We start from the raw sequence: 18,831 nt of genomic DNA on the forward strand, positions 1-18,831 counted from the left end.
GTCAATTTTTTTAATTTTCAAAATACGTGAGCTGTTTGCATCAGCTTTTGTACAGATTTCGGCCCGGAACCGATCATGATAACGAAGGACTTTCACAAACTTCATCACATGTATAAAAATTGACTTGCTGTTTTTGAATGATAACGCTATCACTTCCTTGCAATTTTCTTTTATTCAACCGAAGCCCGTCCATTCCCACATGTGGATTTCACCTCGAATTTAAGAAGAAAAATCAGGAAGAGCCCGCTTAACGGGACATGAAATAGTGGAGTGAATTGATATAATGTTTCTTGGCATAGACATTGGTACATCAAGTGTAAAAACCGTCGTGATTGACGAGACAGGCACTCCGATTGCCCAAGCTTCTGTTGATCTTCCCATTTCCCGTCCCAAACCATTATGGTCTGAACAAAACCCTGCCGACTGGTGGACATCTACCAATATGGCAGTCGCCAAATTAGATGTGGATATTCGCCACAAAATCAAAGCAATTGGTCTATCTGGCCAGATGCATGGTGCCACTGTTCTTGATGCAGATGACAAAGTACTTCGCCCTGCCATTTTGTGGAATGACGGACGCTGCCAAGAAGAATGTGACATCCTTACACAAGAGCAACCAGACTTTCATACAATCGGTGGAAATCTAGTTATGCCGGGCTTCACAGCCCCAAAACTTCTCTGGCTTCAACGCAATGAACCAGAAACATTCGCTAAAATTAAAACTGTACTTCTACCCAAAGATTATGTCCGCCTGCGTATGACCGGCGAGAAAGCTACAGATCTTTCTGATGCGGCCGGAACACTATGGGTGGACATTGCTGCACGCCGCTGGTCAGAAGACCTGCTTGGTCCTTGTGGCTTGTCGACCAACAATATGCCTCGCCTGTATGAAGGCCATGAAGTCACAGGTAAATTACGCCAAGAACTTGCTGAAGCATGGGGCATGGAGCGTGTTCCCGTTATCGCCGGTGGTGGCGACAATGCTGCTGGTGCTGCCGGAGTTGGCGTTGTAAACGATGGAGAGGCGCTACTCTCCTTAGGCACCTCTGGGGTCATCTTCCTTGCCACGAATGAGTTCCGCCCCTACCCTGAACGCGCCGTTCACGCTTTTTGTCATGCACTTCCAGATCGCTGGCATTTAATGTCAGTCATGCTAAGCGCAGCAAGCTGCCTTGATTGGGCTGCAAAACTAACTGGCAATAGTGATGTTGGAAACTTTGTATCAAAAGCTGAAGAGCGCAATAAACTAGGCACAAGTGAGCATTTCCTCCCCTATTTGTCGGGTGAACGCACGCCGCACAATAATCCCAATGCAAAAGGTGTTCTCTTTGGCATCGGTCACGACACAGATGCCGCCACGCTTGCGCAATCAGTTTTGGAAGGTGTCGCATTTGGTATGGCAGAAGGCTTCAAAGCGCTTCAAGAATCCAAAGCCGAAGTTAATTCGATATCCGTTATTGGCGGCGGCTCACTCTCTTTATATTGGGGCCGCATTCTTTCCGCCGCAATAGGCAGACCTTTGGTCTATCGCGACGGTGCTGCGACCGGTCCAGCTTTGGGGGCAGCTCGTCTAGCCCGTTACGGTGTTGAAGGCGGTGATATAAACGACATGTTCAGCGCACCTCATGTTGTAGATATCGTCAACCCACGCGATCAAGACGTTGCTATCCTCAACGCTAAATTTGAAAAATTCCAATCACTCTACAAGAACCTCATTTCCGAATTTGAAGGAAACTAATCATGACAACATATTTTGAAGGCGTAGACGCCGTAAAATACGAAGGTACGGAAACAAACAACCCATTTGCGTTCCGTTACTACAACAAAGATCAAGTCGTCCTTGGTAAAACAATGGCCGAGCACTTGCGTATGGCAGTGTGTTACTGGCACTCATTCTGCTGGGATGGTGCTGACCCATTTGGTCAGGGCACTTTCGAACGCTCTTGGCACAACGCATCTTCAGTTCAAGAAGCAACTGACATCAAAATGGATGTTGCCTTTGAATTCTTCGCCAAGCTTGGCCTTCCATATTATTGTTTCCACGATGTAGATGTTGCTGGCCACCTCGAAACACCAGACGAGCTTTCAAACGAATTGGCCCGGGCAGTTGACCGTCTTCAGCAAAAGCAAGATGAAACTGGCGTTAAACTTCTTTGGGGAACAGCCAACCTATTCTCTCACCGCCGCTATATGGGCGGTGGACTAACAAACCCAGACCCGGAAGTCACTGCAACAGCTATTCGCCAAGTCCGCGAATGTATGGATGCGACTTTCAAACTTGGTGGTGAAAACTATGTTCTTTGGGGTGGTCGCGAAGGCTATGACACACTTCTCAACACACGCTTGAGCACAGAGCTTGATAATTTTGGTGCACTGCTAAATAAAGTCGTTGAATACAAGCACAAAATTGGTTTCAAAGGTAAAATCCTGATCGAACCAAAACCACACGAACCAACTTATCACCAATATGATTTCGACACTGCGACAGTGTTCGGTTTCCTACAACGTTATGGTCTTGAAAAAGAAGTTCACGTTAACATCGAACCAAACCACGCCACACTCGCTGGTCACTCATTTGCACACGAAATAGCAACCGCAGTGTCACTTGGTGTAATGGGGTCAATCGACATCAACTCAGGTAACTACCAGAACGGATGGGACACAGACCAATTTAACGTCGACATCAAAGACATCACATTGGCTCTCATCGAATTATTGCCTTCTGGTGGCCTCGATACAGGTGGTTTCAACTTTGATGCTAAAGTGCGTCGCCAAAGCTCCGATGCTGTTGATCTTTTCCACGGTCACATTGGTGGAGCAGACTGTCTGGCACGCGCACTATTAGCCGCAGCCGACATTATTGAAAAAGGCGAAATTGAAGCCTTCAAAGCCAACCGCTATAAAGGTTGGGAAGGTGATCTTGGAAAAATGATCCTTTCTAAAGAAACTTCCCTTGCTGATATCGCTGATCACGTTAAGACAGAAGGCATTAACGGTAAGCACAATTCAGGTCGTCAGGAATATCTTGAAAACCTGATCAACCTAAGCATCAAATAAATCGGAACATTCTCATGAAATTTTTCGTAGATACAGCAAACGTTGACGAAATCCGGGAACTTGAATCCTATGGTCTTATTGATGGTGTGACGACAAACCCTTCATTGATCAAGAAATCCGGTCGTGACTTTGTTGAAGTGATCACAGAAATCTGTTCTGTAACTGATGGCCCAGTATCTGCTGAGGTTATTGCTTTGGATACAGAGGGCATGCTAGCGGAAGGCCGTAAACTTGCTCAGATCGCCGACAATATCGTTGTGAAACTCCCTTTAACTTTGGATGGCCTGGCTGCATGTCAGACTTTCTCAAAAGAAGGTATCAAAACAAACGTCACACTTTGTTTCTCAGCAAACCAAGCTCTTCTAGCTGCTAAAGCTGGTGCAACTTACATTTCACCATTTATTGGCCGCCTAGATGACATTCACGTTGACGGCATGGAACTCATTCAAGAGATCCGCGCAATATATGACAATTATGGTTTCGATACAGAAATCCTAGCTGCATCTATTCGCGGCCCAATGCATGTTAAAGAATGTGCTCTTGTAGGTGCAGATGTTGGTACTGCGCCAGCAGGCGTTATCAAAGCACTCGTAAAACACCCTCTTACACAAGCTGGTTTGGATCAGTTTGTGAAAGATGCTGCAGAGGCTGGTATCAAAGTTTAAATCTAATTTAGACACACTTTGAAAGGCCTGATGCATTACGTGTCAGGCCTTTTTTGTTGCAATTAAAATAAATCCGCATATGAATTTATTACATTAATGTAATAATTTAGGGGCGATATTTCATATGCGAATTTCACATCACATCAAGCAACTTCCTAAGAAATTTGCCCCTCTATTAATTACGGCAACTGCTTGTCTGTTTCTGAACCAATGCGCTCAAGAAAATACAGAAACCACCCCAATCTCCATATTGGAATTTGAAGATGCTATAAATCATTGGCAAAGCAAGCGCGGTTCAGATTATCCAAGACACGACCCTAAAGAAATCACTCTAATCGCGGACAACATGTTGATTATGCAACGCGATCATGGCGGCTGGAAACAGAACCAAGATCCGCTCCGTATTCTTGATGCAGAGTCAACAAACCAATATTTAGCTGAAAAATCAGATCCTTTTGCTAGTTTTGACAACCGGAACATTTACACTCAAATCCGATATTTAATGTCAGCCTATGAACAAGTGAACGATGAGCGCTATAAAGAAGCAGCATTAAAAGGGCTAGACTATCTTCTCTCTCAACAAATCGCATCATGCGGGGGATGGCCTCATTCCAACCCATCGAGCAATAGCTATCACGGCCACATAACAATTGCAGATGAAGTCTTCTCTGGACCGATGCTTCTTCTTCGAGAAATTTCAGAAGCTCAACCGCCCTTTCAAAATTTAGATAATGCAACGAAACAACGTGCCCATGAAGCAAGAAAAGCCGGAGACAGCTGCCTACTTAGCCTTCAAATAAAGCAAAACGGCAAACGTCTAGGTTGGGCAGGCCAATATGATCCCGTTACGCTGGCACCCGCGCAAGGGCGCAGCTTTGAATTACCTGCGATGGTAACACAGGAAACCGTTGATATCTTAAGGTATTTAATGACGATTAAAGAACCAGACACAGATGTCATACAAAGCATTCAAGGCGGAATAGAATGGCTTCAACAATCTGCTATTGCGGATACGAAAATAGAAACCATTCAGCTCGAAACGCCAATAGAATACAAATACCACACGGCTAATTTTGATAGAGTCCTCGTTAAAGGCGACAATGCAGGTACGCTGTGGGCACGTTTTTATGACCTATCAGATAACACAATAGTTCTTGCAAACAGGGATAGCGTTCGGGTCGCAAAATACGAAGACATTCACCATGAACGCCGCACAGGCTATTCTTGGTATGGCGTGTGGCCTGCTGAACTTCTAGAGAAAGAATATCCAGCTTGGAGTTGCAGAGTTCTAAATCAAAGCACTAATGACGAAGCTTGCTGATCGGCCAACATGAAAAAGTCAGCTCATTTTAGTGAGCTGACTTTGTTTAAACAGATAATCTAATCGATCTAAACGCGCTTTAATGCTTCTTCAACGACCGCTTCGCTCGTGATATTAAAATGCTTGTATAAATCTTCAGCCGGCGCGGATGCTCCAAACCCAGTCATTCCAACGAAACCGCCTTCGGTTCCTATAATGGCATCCCAACCAAAACGCACACCGGCTTCAGTGGCGACTTTGGGCAGGCTTCCGCCCAACACTTCTGATTGATAGGCTTCACTTTGCTCGAAGAACAAATCCATACACGGCATTGAAACAACGCGCGCTGCGACGCCTTTGGCTTTCAACAACTCTTGTGCTTCAAGCGCCAAACCAACTTCAGAACCTGTTCCGATAAGCACAATCTGCGCCTCACCTTCGGCTTCACGTAGTATGTATCCACCTTTCGCTACTAGGTTTTCATCCGTGTGCTCAATACGCGCTGGCACGACACCTTGACGCGTTAACGTCATAATTGAAGGAGATTGTCTAAGACCTAGTGCAACTTGCCATGCTTCCATCGTTTCCACACCGTCACATGGACGGAAAACATAAAGGTTTGGCATCGCCCGCAATGACGCGACATGCTCCACTGGTTGGTGTGTCGGGCCATCCTCACCAAGACCGATTGAGTCATGCGTCATCACATGAACCACCGATGCCTCCATCAACGCGCCCAACCGAATAGCGCCTCGAGAGTAATCAGCAAAAGCCATGAATGTTCCAGAGTATGGAAGCACACCGCCGTGAAGCGCCATACCATTCATTGCAGCCGCCATACCGTGCTCACGCACACCGTAATGCATATAGCGCCCCGCCCAATCGGATGAATTCAGAGCGCTTGTGTGTGATGTGCGTGTATTGTTTGAACCTGTCAGATCTGCTGAGCCACCAATCATTTCTGGTATTATACCCGTCAAAACTTCCAACGCTGCACCAGACCATTTACGTGTCGCGTCAGACTTGTTTGCCTCAGACACGGCTTTCTTGTGTGCGTTTACAGCCTCATCAACACCGGCAGGCAAACGACCATCCATCGCACGGGTAAATTCATCAGCCTTTCCCGAAGCAGCAAGCGATGCCTCCCACCCCGCACGTTCATCTGAAGCTCTCACGCCAACAGCGCGCCAAGCTTCTAATACCTCCGGCACAACAGTGAAGCGTTCTTTAGGTAAACCAAGATTTTCACGCAGAGCCGCAGTCTCATCGGCAGGGTATGGGCCGCCATGCGCTTTACCTTGTCCAGCAAATGTCGGTGCACCAAAACCAATTGTGGTTTTACACGCAATCATGCTGGGTTGATCAGTGTTTGCTTTTGCTGCCGTTAGCGCCGCTGCCACTGCCTCAGGATCATGTCCGTCAATTGCTTGAACATGCCATTTAGAAGCTGCAAAACGGGCACACTGATCTGTTGAATCAGCCACATCTGTTCCACCATCAATGGTCACAGCATTGTCATCAAACAACACGATCAACTTGCCAAGTTTCAAATGCCCCGCCAGTGCAATCGCTTCCTGAGAAATACCTTCCATCAGGCAACCATCACCCGCAATCACATAGGTATAGTGATCCACCAGATCATCACCATATCTTGCATTCATACTGCGTTCGGCCACAGCAAACCCTACTGCAGTCGCAATACCCTGTCCCAACGGCCCTGTTGTTGTTTCCACGCCTTCGGTGACGAAATTTTCTGGATGCCCTGGTGTCTTAGATCCTAATTGGCGAAAATTTCTAATTTCATCCATGGATACAGACGGGTAGCCCGTAAGATGAAGCAGAGAATATATAAGCATTGATCCATGCCCAGCGGACAAAATGAACCGGTCACGATCTGCCCAATCAGGTTTGGATGCATCAAATTTCAAAAACTGGGAAAAAAGCACCGTAGCTGCATCAGCCATGCCAAGCGGCAATCCCAGATGCCCTATGCCGGCTTGCTCTATCGCATCAGTAGAAAGGGCTCGAATGGCATTCGCCATATCACGATTATTCACGGAGGGGCTGGACATATTTTTACCTTCGTTTCGTAGTGCGGTTGACAAAAAGCATAGAATGATTGCGTTATCACTCCAGCGTATCTACTCTGATATCTACTAAAAGGCAATGCAGCTTTTCCTGAATCTCCGCTTCTCAGTTGGCTTCAGGGAAAAGCGTTGAAGACTAAACTTCAACGCCATTGATTGGCAGTGTTCTAATCACTAAAAGACACCATAACACCTCTGTTTGGCGCGACTTTATTATCCAACATATCTTTCCATATTTGAGCTGCGCTTTCAGGACCAGCTATGCGCTCTATTGCAATGTCATCTTTAATGTCGTGAGCCATTCGAGCAGCTGCTATTGTAGCTTTTTCAAACACAACACCGACACCCCATTCTTTATTGCGCTTGCTTATTTGAGCCGGCGCAAAGAAAAATGTTGGCCGCGCGCCGGGCAAAGCAGGGTCCAGTTTACGATCTTCTTTCCAATGGGTCGCACCCACTAGGCAACTATCTACCATCCGCTCCTTAAAATGATGATGAAGCGTTTGTGTCAAAGGACCATTTCCCGACATATCCACATATGCCGTGTTTAAATTTGGATTGATCTGATTTTCATTGCCGTAAACGACAATTTGATCACAACATGCTAATTGCTCCACAAAGCCAACATTGTGTTGCGATGTCATTCCGACAACTTCGACTTGCGCTTCAGCGTCTTCGTGAATCAACTTGGCAACACCAAAGCCTGTTTTTGAAGATACAGAACCAATGATAACCTGTTTCGCGCCAAAAAAATCGTTATCTTTCAGATAGTCATAGATCAGGTAAGACGTTATAAAAAGGGGAAATAACAAACACCTTTCATCTTCTAATTTACTAAGGAATTCAGGTTCATTCGTTGTACGCCTGTATTGATTATAGAGTGCTGGCAATTGGCTTCTATATTCGGTTGCATCCATAAAATTATCATCCGCAACAAAACCAACTTTCAACTTGGTGGCACTCGCCATTGGGAAAAATCCCCACAAACGTTCACCAATTTTTATGTCAGGACTTCGAGACTGAATGACCTCTGCAATCCCCCAAACAGGTACATTTCCAAATGGTGCTTCAGCGGGGTAATAATTCCAGTATCCAATCATATCACCAGATACAGCATAGCTCACATTATTCGATGTAAGCGCAAACTTTCTGATGGAAACCAATATTTCTTCAGCCATCAAATCTGCGATGTCTTGCTCCACGACGCGTGTGGCATGGTAATCACTTCGATTGACTTGAAGTTGTGTAATTTTGGTCATTCTGAATCACTCCCAAATCCAACAAAGTTCAAAAATGTATCAACGTCCGCGCGTGTTGATTTAACGCTATTGGCCGGGAAGTCATAATCAGGATACCCAAGGGCGATACATGTCATTATTGCCTGATTATCCGGTATGCCAGCATGCTTATGGACCACTTCGGACTGCATAATCCCCTGCCCGTTGATAACCGCACCAATACCTCTTTCCCAGGCCGCCAATACAATTGCATGAGAAAATGCACCTAAATCAAATTGGCTGATCGCGGCTGGTTCGAGATATTTATCATATGTCAGCGCTAGGGATACGGGCGCATCAAATTGACGAAAGCCCCGCATAACCCAGTCTTGACGTCTCTCTTTATCATGTCGTTCAATTCCCATTGCTTCAAACAACTGAATAGCAACGTCAATCTGACGCTGACGGTGATCCCCTTCATATGCTTCTTTGATAGGAAAATCTCTTTTAGGCGGAACACCAGCCAGCATTTGAGAGGAATTACCCTCTCGAATTTTATCCAGTATATCACCAGAAATGGCATAAACATTCCAAGGCTGAGTATTCATTGAAGACGGCGCATATCTGGCCACTTCCATAATATCGATAATCACATCCTTTGGAACAGGCATATTCTTGAAACCACGGATACTACGCCGCGAACGTATCAGTTCATCAAATTCCACAATGCTACTCCCTAGATGCGTATTTTTCAGTTTTTAAAGTCCTTAGTCTAACCTGCTCTCGCAGGGTTAGCCGCAAGCCCTAATGAACTAGATTTTCGTTTTTTCTATAAACAAAACGACGGTTCGCTAATTTGTGGTTTCACTCTCTCTAAATTTCCGCAACGGCATGGACACAAACATCTATTTTATACCCCCTAAAGCAACAAAACCGGCCCTTAGGTCATCTTGAGATTGCACAAAACAAGGCGCATAACTTTGAAAAACAATAAAGGGAGGCTCAACATGCCGGCGTATTCACTAACCACACAAAATGGTATTTCTCATATCACTTTTACGCGCCCTGAGGTCTCCAACGCCATGGGACAAGAATTCTGGAGCTCTTTTGGAGACACTATCCGCAAATTAAATGAGGCTGGTGAAACCCGTGTTCTTGTTGTCTCTGCTGAGGGAAAGAATTTTTGCGCAGGTATGGAGTTAAGTGCTTTTTCTTCTGGCATAGCTAAAACAGACACCCCAGAAGAACGTGAAGCCTTCTCACACATGGTGCGCTACCTTCAAGACACGCTTTCCTCGGTAGAGAAAGCGCGTTTTCCTGTTATTGCTGCTGTCCAAGGAGCCTGTATCGGCGCTGGTTTGGATTTTATTGCAGCTTGTGATTTGGTTGTCGCAAGTGAAGATGCTTATTTTCGTATTGAAGAAATCAACATTGGTATGATGGCCGATGTAGGCAGTCTGCAACGTCTACCAAAACTCATTCCTGAACGTGTTGTGAGAGAACTAGCTTATCTTGGTTCAACTTTAAACGCTAAAGATTCCAAGGATGTAGGCCTCATCAATGATGTGTGCGCCGACAAAGACGCAACATTAAATCGTGCAATGGAGATGGCAGATATCATCTCTAAAAAAGCACCTATTGCCATTGCGGGAAGTAAACGTTCCATCACTTATGCTCGTGATCACTCGACTGAGGACGCCCTAGAATGGGCAACTGTGGCGCAGGCAGGATATTGGAAACCGTCTGACATAATGCAGGCTGTACAGGCGCGTATGACCAAAACCGACCCAAATTTCGAAGATCCAGCACCCATAAATACGAGCTTTCTGAAACCCTCTAAATAATCGATTTAAAATTACCTACACACAATCCCAGCCGGCCACCACAGGATTTATAGGATGACAAACACCGCTTTTCCTAAACTATTTGAACCACTTGACCTTGGTTTCACAACTTTAAAAAACCGCATGATTATGGGCTCTATGCACACCGGGCTGGAAGAAGCCCCTAATGGCATTGAGCGTCAGGCAGCCTTCTTTGCCGAGCGTGCCAGAGGCGGTGTTTCCCTAATAGTTACAGGTGGTTATGGTCCAAACTTTGAAGGGGCAGCAATCCCGACAGACAAATTTCTTCATAGTGAAGAAGACGCAAAACACCACACACCGATAACTGATGCGGTTCATGCTGAGGGTGGAAAAATCTGTCTGCAAATCCTGCATACTGGACGATACGCATACAATTCAGCCTCTGTCGCACCTTCTGCCATTAAGGCACCGATCAATCCATTTGTCCCACATGAATTGGACGACGAAGGCATCGAAAAGCAAATCAATGACATTGTGACAACAGCCAAATATGCGCAGGTCGCCAACTATGACGGTGTGGAGATTATGGGCTCAGAAGGCTATTTTCTGAACCAATTTCTTGCCGCTCGCACCAACCAAAGAACCGATGCTTGGGGTGGTTCATATGAAAACCGCATGCGACTTGCTGTTGAAACAGTTAAGCGCACGCGTGCCAGTGTTGGTGAGAATTTCATAATCATCTATCGACTTTCTATGCTTGATCTGGTGGAAGGCGGCAGCACATTTGAAGAAGCGTTAGAATTAGGAAAAGCGATCGAAGCAGCCGGTGCGACAATTATCAATACGGGTATTGGCTGGCATGAGGCGCGCATACCGACGATCGTCACCAAAGTGCCCCGCGCAGCTTTCACATGGGTCACAGCGCGCTTCAAAGAGCATTTGAATATCCCGTTGATAACTTCCAACCGGATAAACACGCCAGAAGTTGCCGAAGAAGTATTAGAACGCGGCGATGCTGATATGATCTCAATGGCACGCCCTTTCCTTGCTGATCCGTTTTTCATGCTGAAAGCGGCCCAAGGCAAAAGTGATGAAATCAACACGTGTATTGGATGTAATCAGGCATGTCTGGACCATACTTTCCAGATGAAAATATCCAGCTGTCTGGTGAACCCGCGTGCATGTTATGAAACAGAAATCGTGATTGAACCGACAGACAAACCCAAAAAGATTGCGGTTGTCGGTGCTGGCCCTGCAGGGCTTGGATTTGCCAACATTGCCGCTGAGCGCGGACATGATGTGACAATTTTCGATAGCGCCGGAGAGATTGGTGGCCAATTCAATATTGCCAAACAAATTCCCGGCAAAGAAGAATTTTATGAAACGATCCGATATTTCAACAAAATGATCGAGCTGAAAGGCATCAAACTAAAACTCAACACGCGTGTTTCTGCTGCTGACCTTGACGCTATGGATTTTGATGAGGTGATTATCGCCACCGGTATTTTACCGCGGACACCAGATATTGAAGGCATCGACCACCCGAGTGTTCTTTCTTATATTGATGTGCTCAAAGATAAAAAACCGGTTGGCAAAAAAGTCGCGGTTATTGGTGCAGGTGGGATCGGTTTTGATGTGTCAGAATATCTCACACATGGAAAATCATCCCCGAGTACAGACATCCCAACCTTCATGAAGGAATGGGGCGTTGATATGTCTTTAAAAGCGCGCTCGGGAATTGAAGGTGTGACCCCAGAACCAGAAGCATCACCACGTGAGGTTTATCTGCTTCAACGTAAAACAACATCGGTTGGAAAAGGATTGGGTAAAACATCCGGCTGGGTTCACCGCGCTGGTTTAAATGCCAAAGGTGTTAAAATGATACCGGGTTGTTCTTATGAAAAAATAGATGACGCAGGCTTGCACATCACAATAGATGGACAACCGAAAATTCTGGATGTCGACAACATTGTTTTATGTGCTGGTCAGACTTCACTTAATGAACTTCAGGACACTCTAAAAACAAAATCTCACCTTATTGGCGGCGCAGATGTTGCTGCTGAACTGGATGCAAAACGTGCCATTGATCAAGGTGTACGCCTTGCAGCCATAATCTAGGAGCAAGTAATGACAGAGCAAACCAACATGACACGCTGGATGGAGTGGATCGAGAAAGACCACTCCCCCGCAGGGTTAAGCGCGCTGCTACATGATGATGCTGTGATGATCAGCCCCGTGGTACACACACCGCAAAAAGGCAAGATGATCACAATGGCTTATCTCATGGCCGCTGGTCAGACGATAGGCAATGACACATTCAAATATACGCGCACATTTGATTGCGGCGATAAAGCTGTTTTAGAATTTGAAACCGAAATGAATGGCATTCACGTCAATGGCATTGATATGATTGAATGGAATGAAGACGGCTTAATCACAGAATTTAAAGTGATGATCCGCCCTCTAAAAGCTGTAAACATGGTCCACGCAGAAATGGGCAAAATGCTAGAAGCAATGAAAGCCTCTCGTTCAGGTTAAATAGGCCACATCTATGGACACTGCTTTTCTTATTCTTATCGGTTTGGCGGCGCTAGTCATTGGTGGTGACCTTCTTGTACGAGGGGCAGTTGAACTGGCGCGCCTTATTGGCTTGTCGCCTCTGGTTATAGGGTTAACTTTGGTTGGGTTTGGTACATCAACACCCGAACTCGTGACTAGCATTCAAGCTGCCTTTGCAGGCTCTCCAGGCATAGCTGTAGGGAATGTCGTCGGCAGCAATATCGCCAACACTTTACTCATACTCGGTTTCGCTGCTGTACTTGCACCATTGGCAATAGATAAGATCGCGTTTCGGCGAGATGGAATAGTACTGCTGATCTCGACATTGATGTGCTTTGCTGCGATCCAATATGGCCAACTAAGCCCATTGATTGGTGCAATCTTCATAGCCGCATTATTAAGCTATGTGATTTATACAGTGGTACAAGAACGCAGTTCACAAACCGCGACACCTTCACCGGCTATCAGTGATCAAGAAAGCCCACCTCAAGGCAAGCTATGGATAAATATCTTATTCGTAATTGCTGGTTTAACCATGACAATTTTTGGCGCGAAATTTCTAGTTTCGGGTGCAATCAATATTGCTTCAAACTTCGGCGTTTCTGAAGCTGTCATTGGTTTGACAATTGTTGCCGTTGGAACGTCGCTGCCAGAACTTGTCACAACAATTGCTGCTGCTAAACGCGGACAATCGGACATAGCTTTTGGCAATATCGTTGGTAGCAACATTTTCAATATCTTGTTTATTCTTGGTTCAACAGCCTTGATCAAACCTATACAAGTGCCAAAGACAATCGCTTCGATAGACATTTATGTGATGCTTGCTGTGACTATATTACTCTTAATCATTGCAGTCACACGTTGGAGAATTACTCGGATAGAGGGAGCTGTTTTACTGTCCACCTATATCTTGTATTCCCTTTGGCTTGGCCTAGAAGCAGCTAGCTAATCGACACCACAGGTTCGGCTGAAATTTTCTCTCAAAACATTAATTGAGGACTGTTTATTGGCTAGCCCCCTCCCCAAACTACAAAAAATGCGGCAGCTACTCCCAATAATAGCTGCCGCGGATATTGTTGGACTTCTGAAGACATCCAACAATATCATTCTGTGTCCTAATGTTTATTAGGCAACTTCAAAGAGGCCGGCTGCGCCCATTCCGCCGCCAACACACATTGTGCAGACAACATATTTTGCGCCGCGCTTCTTACCTTCGATAAGCGCGTGTCCTGTCATGCGGGCACCAGACATTCCATATGGGTGACCCACCGAAATCGCGCCGCCATTCACATTTAGTAGTTCATCAGGAATGCCAAGCTTGTCACGGCAATAGATAACCTGACATGCAAATGCTTCGTTGAGTTCCCATAGCCCAATATCATCCATTGTCAGGCCATTAGCTTTTAAAAGCTTAGGAATGGCAAACACTGGACCAATACCCATTTCATCAGGCTCAAGACCTGCGACAGCCATGCCGCGATAGATACCCAAAGGAGACAAGCCGCGCTTTTCAGCGAGCTTGGCTTCCATGATGACAGATGCAGATGCACCATCAGACAATTGAGACGCATTTCCCGCTGTGATGAAAGCATCTGGCCCAACAACAGGCTTAAGGCTGTTTAGACCTTCTAGTGTTGTTTCAGGACGGTTGCCTTCGTCTTTTTCAAGGGTCACTGCTTTTTCTGAAATGTCGCCAGTCGCTTTATCTTTGACCAGCATTTTCGATGCCATTGGCACGATCTCTTGATCAAATGCGCCAGCAGCCTGAGCCGCAGCCGTGCGTTGCTGTGATTGCAATGCATACTCGTCTTGTGCTTCACGGGAAATACCATAACGCGCGCTGACGATTTCGGCAGTTTCGATCATTGAGATATACGCTTTGGGGTGCATGGCCAGCAATTCTGGGTCTGCTTTCATGCGCAATTCTGGCGTTTGAACCATAGAGATGGATTCAACACCGCCGCCAATAGCCACATCCATACCATCAAGCACAACCTGCTTAGCTGCTGTTGCAATGGCCATCATGCCAGACGCACATTGACGGTCAAGGCTTTGCGCAGACACAGTCACAGGTAGGCCTGAGCGTAATGTGGCGTTGCGCGCAATATTGCCGCCCTGCACGCCTTGTTGAAGCGCTGCACCAAAAACAACATCTTCCACTTCAGCACCGTCAATACCCGCACGTTCGACGGCATTTTTGATTGCATGCCCCGCAAGCGTTGGCGAAGGTGTATTGTTGAACGCCCCTTTATAAGCGCGTCCAATTGGCGTTCTCGCCGTGGAAACAATAACTGCTTCTCTCATAATTTATCTCCCGTATATTTATGTATTTTATGATTTTTGAGCGGCTTGCGCCTGCCCCATAAAGTTTGCGATTGGACCGTTAGTGTCTTCGTAATATTGAATATTGTCTTTGGCGCTGATGGCATCAAATTGAGCTGCAACATTCTCAGCTGTTTGTTCATTAGGTTTTAAATAAATGCCCTGAGTTTCAACCATATAGGCACGCGCAAAACCGCCACCAGCAGCAGACAAGATACATTTAGACGGCGCATCTTCACTCACAAGATACACAACACCAGCTGTGATTGATTCCGGCTGCATTTGCTCCAACAATGCTTCAGGAATACCGATATCCATTGTCATACGCGTGGCAGCAGTTGGTGCCAAAGCGTTAACGCGAATGTCGTATTTGCGGCCTTCCAGTGTGAGCGCATTCATCAAACCAACAACACCGGCTTTTGCTGCCGAATAGTTTGCCTGACCAAAAATACCATAGAGACCTGATGGCGATGAGGTCATCATGATACGTCCGTGTTTTTGTTCTTTCATGATCTCCCAAACTGCTTTTGAACAGTTTGCGCTACCCATTAAATGCACATCAATAACAAGACGGTAATCATCCATTGTCATTTTAGAGAAGCTTTTATCACGCAAGATACCAGCATTATTGATGAGGATGTCGACACGCCCCCATTTGTCCATGGCGCTTGCTACCATGGCTTCAACTTCGTCCATCTTCGTTACATTGGCACCGTTGGCGATGGCTTCGCCACCAGCAGCTTCGATTGCCTTCACGACTTCTTCTGCTGCAGACAAAGAACCACCCGTTCCGTCTCTTGCACCACCAAGATCATTGACCACAACTTTCGCACCGCGACGTGCAAGCTCTAGTGCGTGGCTTTTGCCTAGACCATTACCGGCTCCGGTGATGATGGCAACTTTGCCTGTAAAATCCAGATTACTCATGGCGTATATTTCCCGTTATATTTTTCTATTATTTCAAAAATTGCATCGTCAGCATTTCGACAATCATTGCCGGCTTTTCGATGTTTTCAATTTCGACTGTGCCTTCAGCTTTTATGAGAATTTGCTTTGGGTTTTTCACATCCACATTCAAAAGTTTGAAATGTCCCCGTATGCGACTGCCTGATGGCACTGGGTGGATAAAGCGAACTTTATCTGACCCGTAATTCACGGCCATTGCGATCCCATCCAGCACAGGCATTGCATCCTCACTCATTTTGCTCATGAGTGAGAGTGTTAGGAAACCGTGAGCAATCGTTCCGCCAAAGGGTGTTTTGGCAGCAGCTTCTGCATCCAAATGTATGAATTGGTGATCTTCAGTGACATCCGCAAATGTGTTGATGCGATCTTGTCCAATTTCAATCCAGTCAGATGTCCCAAGTGTTTCACCAACTTTGGACTGTAATTCAGCTAAACTTGTCATGTCTCTCTCCCCTAGCCTTACATGAGGCTTTCATATCTTTTGCGGTGATGATCTGCATTTCCAAACATCACATCCAGCATCGTGCCGTGCATGAAATAGTGCGCAACCGCCATTTCTTCTGTCATCCCCATTCCACCATGAAGCTGGATTGCGGATTCACCACAGAATTTAACGCTTTTGCCCAATTGCACTTTCACAGCTGACAGAATTTTTTTGCGTTCATCTGGGTGTTCATCCAGTTTGAGCGCACCAAGATACGCCATGGAAATCATCTCTTCGGTGTGGATCAGCATATCCACCATACGGTGTTGCAGAACTTGAAAATTTGAAATGGCCGTACCAAATTGCTTACGCTCACGCGTGTAAGCTGTGGTAAGTTCCGTCATTTTACGGCAAACACCCATGGCCTCTGCAGCAATCGCGGAAATACCCTGATCTGTGACTTTCTCGATGATAGGAAGGGCTTTTCCTTCTTCGCCAAGCAAATCAGCAGCTGTCACTTTCACATCTTCCAAAATGACATCCCCAGCACGGTGACCGTCAATTGTGGAATAGCTTTCAATTGTCACACCTTCTGCTTTTGCATCAACAACAAATAGGCTGATACCATCCTCATCGCGCGTATTACCGCCTGTGCGCAATGACAAGATAAGCTTGTCAGCAATTGGTGCGCCCAAAACAACAGCTTTGCGTCCATTAAGAACGTATGAGTCACCATCTTTTTTGGCGCTTGCTTCAACATGAAACAGATCAAAGCGGCTACGCGGTTCGGCAACACCAAAACCAACAATCAACTCGCCTGTCGCAATTTGCGGGATAAGTGTTTTGGCTTGATCGCCGCCAACTTCAGACAACACGCCACCGCCTAGTACGACAGTTGGCAGAAAAGGTTCAACGATATTACCTTTGCCAAGCTCTTCCATAATGACCATAATATCGACAGCACCGCCGCCAAGACCATCATATTCTTCTGCAAATGGTACGCTTAAAAGACCCATTTCTGCGAAATCAGCCCAGACCTCTTTGCTCCACCCATCAGTGGACGCAATAATCTTTTGACGTGTTTCAAAGTCATATTTTTCACGGACATAACGCGAGATTGAATCTCTGAACATGTCCTGTTCTTCAGTGAACAAAAAATCCATAATCTTTCCTCGAATCTATGCCCTAGAGCCCCAAAATTGCTTTAGCGATAATGTTGCGCTGGATCTCATTTGATCCCCCATAAATGGAGGTCTTACGTTTATTGAAATATCCCGCAGCTGCATCAACAGTGTGCTCTGGACCAGAAGGTGTTTCATTACCCGTCAGACCACGCTGGAATGGCATGGCGTAATAGCCCGCCACTTCCACAGCAAGGTGAGAAATACGTTGCTGTAATTCTGTTCCGCGAATTTTCAAGATCGAGCTTTCAGCACCCGGTCCCTTACCCGCTTCTTCACCTGCAAGTGCGCGTAGCTCGGTATATTCAAGCGCCATAAGATCCATCTCGATCTCAGACACTTTTCGGCGAAACTCTGCGTCATCCATTAAGATGGGCGCATCACCATAAAGGCTTTTATCGCTGGCCACTTCACGTAAACGAGATAAGGCTTTCTTACACACATGTGTTCCTGCAATACCCGAACGTTCATGCATCAATAAGAATTTTGCGTAAGTCCAACCTTTATTCTCTTCACCGATCAGGTTCTCCACCGGCACACGCACATCTTCAAGGAAGACTTCATTGACTTCATGGTCACCGCCCATTGTAATGATTGGACGAACCGTAATGCCCGGCGTTTTCATGTCGATCAGAAGGAAAGAAATACTTTCCTGAGCCTTGGCTTCAGAGTCTGTTTTTACAAGACAAAAAATCCAGTCAGCGTGCTGAGCTAATGTTGTCCATGTCTTAGAGCCGTTAACAACATAATGATCACCATCACGTACAGCTTTAGTACGCAGAGATGCGAGGTCAGATCCAGAGCCAGGCTCAGAATAACCCTGACACCACCAGATGTCACAGTTTAGTGTCGCAGGAAGAAAACGCTTTTTCTGCTCTTCATTAGCGAAGGTATAAATAACAGGACCAACCATCCCGATATTAAACGGCAGCACATTAAATGTTTCCGCTTTCGCCATCTCTTCTGCAAAGATATATTTCTGCGTTGGTGTCCAACCCGGACCGCCATATTCTTTGGGCCAAGATGGGGCTACCCAACCTTTAGCAGCCAGTTTTTTATGCCAAGCGACGTATTCATCACGGCCAAACTCAGTCACTTCACCCGTGCGTTTCTCTTCGGGCCAGTTTTCATCAAGAAAATCTCTGATTTCTTGACGGAACTCTTCGTTCTCTTTCGTGAATGCCAGATCCATTGCTATGTTCCCTTTTCACAATTTCTTTTAAAAACAGGCAATTGGAACAGGACGTG

Annotated in this window: 16 protein-coding genes; 8 read left to right on the plus strand and 8 right to left on the minus strand. The window is 46.0% G+C overall.

Translation table 11 applies throughout. From position 1 onward, the window contains the following. Nucleotides 1-283 precede the first annotated feature (283 nt). The 4 genes from xylB (at nucleotide 284) to pelA (ending at nucleotide 5,043) form a co-directional block, all read left to right on the plus strand. The gene (gene xylB / locus AC5EF3_RS13105; protein ID WP_493548361.1) at nucleotides 284-1,738 is read left to right on the plus strand and encodes a xylulokinase; all 1,455 of its coding nucleotides are present in this window, start codon (nucleotides 284-286) and stop codon (nucleotides 1,736-1,738) included. Nucleotides 1,739-1,740: 2 nt separating this feature from the next. Beyond that, complete coding sequence (gene xylA, locus AC5EF3_RS13110; protein ID WP_015828648.1) at nucleotides 1,741-3,057, plus strand: xylose isomerase; 1,317 nt, start codon at nucleotides 1,741-1,743, stop codon at nucleotides 3,055-3,057. 14 nt (nucleotides 3,058-3,071) lie between these two features. Continuing rightward, nucleotides 3,072-3,722, plus strand: a complete 651-nt coding sequence (gene fsa, locus AC5EF3_RS13115) for a fructose-6-phosphate aldolase (protein ID WP_015828649.1) — start codon at nucleotides 3,072-3,074, stop codon at nucleotides 3,720-3,722. 124 nt (nucleotides 3,723-3,846) lie between these two features. Beyond that, nucleotides 3,847-5,043, plus strand: coding sequence for a pectate lyase (gene pelA / locus AC5EF3_RS13120; protein ID WP_493548362.1), 1,197 nt, complete (start codon nucleotides 3,847-3,849; stop codon nucleotides 5,041-5,043). 68 nt (nucleotides 5,044-5,111) lie between these two features. On the opposite strand, the gene tkt is transcribed toward pelA, so the two are convergent. From tkt to AC5EF3_RS13135, 3 genes are all read right to left on the minus strand, one after another. Then, complete coding sequence (tkt, locus tag AC5EF3_RS13125; protein ID WP_493548363.1) at nucleotides 5,112-7,094, minus strand: transketolase; 1,983 nt, start codon at nucleotides 7,092-7,094, stop codon at nucleotides 5,112-5,114. A 182-nt stretch (nucleotides 7,095-7,276) separates the two neighbouring features. After that, on the minus strand, nucleotides 7,277-8,368 hold the full coding sequence (locus AC5EF3_RS13130; RefSeq protein ID WP_493548364.1) for a DUF2855 family protein: 1,092 nt from the start codon (nucleotides 8,366-8,368) through the stop codon (nucleotides 7,277-7,279). Continuing rightward, nucleotides 8,365-9,051, minus strand: a complete 687-nt coding sequence (locus tag AC5EF3_RS13135; protein WP_015828653.1) for a nitroreductase — start codon at nucleotides 9,049-9,051, stop codon at nucleotides 8,365-8,367. Before AC5EF3_RS13135 ends, AC5EF3_RS13130 begins: the two co-directional genes overlap by 4 nt. A 282-nt stretch (nucleotides 9,052-9,333) precedes the next feature. Here AC5EF3_RS13135 and AC5EF3_RS13140 point away from each other — a divergent pair, with 282 nt between their 5' ends. From AC5EF3_RS13140 to AC5EF3_RS13155, 4 genes are read left to right on the plus strand one after another with little or no spacing between them, the layout of a single operon-like run. Beyond that, nucleotides 9,334-10,170 carry an enoyl-CoA hydratase-related protein gene (locus tag AC5EF3_RS13140; protein WP_493548365.1) on the plus strand — a complete coding sequence of 279 codons (837 nt, stop codon included), beginning with the start codon at nucleotides 9,334-9,336 and terminating at the stop codon, nucleotides 10,168-10,170. 54 nt (nucleotides 10,171-10,224) lie between these two features. Further along, nucleotides 10,225-12,249 carry an oxidoreductase gene (locus AC5EF3_RS13145; protein ID WP_493548366.1) on the plus strand — a complete coding sequence of 675 codons (2,025 nt, stop codon included), beginning with the start codon at nucleotides 10,225-10,227 and terminating at the stop codon, nucleotides 12,247-12,249. Nucleotides 12,250-12,258: 9 nt separating this feature from the next. Further along, the gene (locus AC5EF3_RS13150) at nucleotides 12,259-12,669 is read left to right on the plus strand and encodes a nuclear transport factor 2 family protein (RefSeq protein ID WP_015828656.1); all 411 of its coding nucleotides are present in this window, start codon (nucleotides 12,259-12,261) and stop codon (nucleotides 12,667-12,669) included. A gap of 13 nt (nucleotides 12,670-12,682) precedes the next feature. Continuing rightward, nucleotides 12,683-13,639: a calcium/sodium antiporter gene (locus AC5EF3_RS13155; protein ID WP_493548367.1), complete on the plus strand. Its 957-nt coding sequence runs from the start codon at nucleotides 12,683-12,685 to the stop codon at nucleotides 13,637-13,639. Between the two features lie 176 nt (nucleotides 13,640-13,815). On the opposite strand, the gene AC5EF3_RS13160 is transcribed toward AC5EF3_RS13155, so the two are convergent. Genes AC5EF3_RS13160 through AC5EF3_RS13180 form a run of 5 tightly spaced genes read right to left on the minus strand, consistent with a single transcriptional unit; the run spans nucleotide 13,816 to nucleotide 18,775 of the window. Then, nucleotides 13,816-14,994 (minus strand): acetyl-CoA C-acyltransferase, encoded by a 1,179-nt coding sequence (locus AC5EF3_RS13160; RefSeq protein ID WP_015828658.1) that lies wholly within the window; start codon nucleotides 14,992-14,994, stop codon nucleotides 13,816-13,818. Between the two features lie 27 nt (nucleotides 14,995-15,021). After that, complete coding sequence (locus tag AC5EF3_RS13165; RefSeq protein ID WP_493548368.1) at nucleotides 15,022-15,939, minus strand: SDR family NAD(P)-dependent oxidoreductase; 918 nt, start codon at nucleotides 15,937-15,939, stop codon at nucleotides 15,022-15,024. Between the two features lie 28 nt (nucleotides 15,940-15,967). Then, complete coding sequence (locus AC5EF3_RS13170) at nucleotides 15,968-16,420, minus strand: MaoC family dehydratase (protein WP_493548369.1); 453 nt, start codon at nucleotides 16,418-16,420, stop codon at nucleotides 15,968-15,970. Nucleotides 16,421-16,437: 17 nt separating this feature from the next. After that, a complete protein-coding gene (locus tag AC5EF3_RS13175; RefSeq protein ID WP_493548370.1) occupies nucleotides 16,438-17,565 on the minus strand; it encodes an acyl-CoA dehydrogenase family protein in 1,128 nt (375 codons plus the stop codon). A gap of 22 nt (nucleotides 17,566-17,587) precedes the next feature. Next, nucleotides 17,588-18,775 carry an acyl-CoA dehydrogenase family protein gene (locus tag AC5EF3_RS13180; protein WP_493548371.1) on the minus strand — a complete coding sequence of 396 codons (1,188 nt, stop codon included), beginning with the start codon at nucleotides 18,773-18,775 and terminating at the stop codon, nucleotides 17,588-17,590. Between the last annotated feature and the right edge of the window lie 56 nt (nucleotides 18,776-18,831).

Source organism: Hirschia sp. (assembly GCF_058892565.1).

Bases quoted from the DNA above. Each gene is read 5' to 3' on its own strand.
- AC5EF3_RS13170 (WP_493548369.1), bottom strand. From the start codon at position 16,420: ATGACAAGTTTAGCTGAATTACAGTCCAAAGTTGGTGAAACACTTGGG.
- AC5EF3_RS13130 (WP_493548364.1), bottom strand. From the start codon at position 8,368: ATGACCAAAATTACACAACTTCAAGTCAATCGAAGTGATTACCATGCC.
- fsa (WP_015828649.1), top strand. From the start codon at position 3,072: ATGAAATTTTTCGTAGATACAGCAAACGTTGACGAAATCCGGGAACTT.
- AC5EF3_RS13165 (WP_493548368.1), bottom strand. From the start codon at position 15,939: ATGAGTAATCTGGATTTTACAGGCAAAGTTGCCATCATCACCGGAGCC.
- AC5EF3_RS13140 (WP_493548365.1), top strand. From the start codon at position 9,334: ATGCCGGCGTATTCACTAACCACACAAAATGGTATTTCTCATATCACT.
- pelA (WP_493548362.1), top strand. From the start codon at position 3,847: ATGCGAATTTCACATCACATCAAGCAACTTCCTAAGAAATTTGCCCCT.
- xylB (WP_493548361.1), top strand. From the start codon at position 284: ATGTTTCTTGGCATAGACATTGGTACATCAAGTGTAAAAACCGTCGTG.
- AC5EF3_RS13155 (WP_493548367.1), top strand. From the start codon at position 12,683: ATGGACACTGCTTTTCTTATTCTTATCGGTTTGGCGGCGCTAGTCATT.
- AC5EF3_RS13145 (WP_493548366.1), top strand. From the start codon at position 10,225: ATGACAAACACCGCTTTTCCTAAACTATTTGAACCACTTGACCTTGGT.
- tkt (WP_493548363.1), bottom strand. From the start codon at position 7,094: ATGTCCAGCCCCTCCGTGAATAATCGTGATATGGCGAATGCCATTCGA.
- AC5EF3_RS13175 (WP_493548370.1), bottom strand. From the start codon at position 17,565: ATGGATTTTTTGTTCACTGAAGAACAGGACATGTTCAGAGATTCAATC.
- xylA (WP_015828648.1), top strand. From the start codon at position 1,741: ATGACAACATATTTTGAAGGCGTAGACGCCGTAAAATACGAAGGTACG.
- AC5EF3_RS13180 (WP_493548371.1), bottom strand. From the start codon at position 18,775: ATGGATCTGGCATTCACGAAAGAGAACGAAGAGTTCCGTCAAGAAATC.
- AC5EF3_RS13160 (WP_015828658.1), bottom strand. From the start codon at position 14,994: ATGAGAGAAGCAGTTATTGTTTCCACGGCGAGAACGCCAATTGGACGC.
- AC5EF3_RS13150 (WP_015828656.1), top strand. From the start codon at position 12,259: ATGACAGAGCAAACCAACATGACACGCTGGATGGAGTGGATCGAGAAA.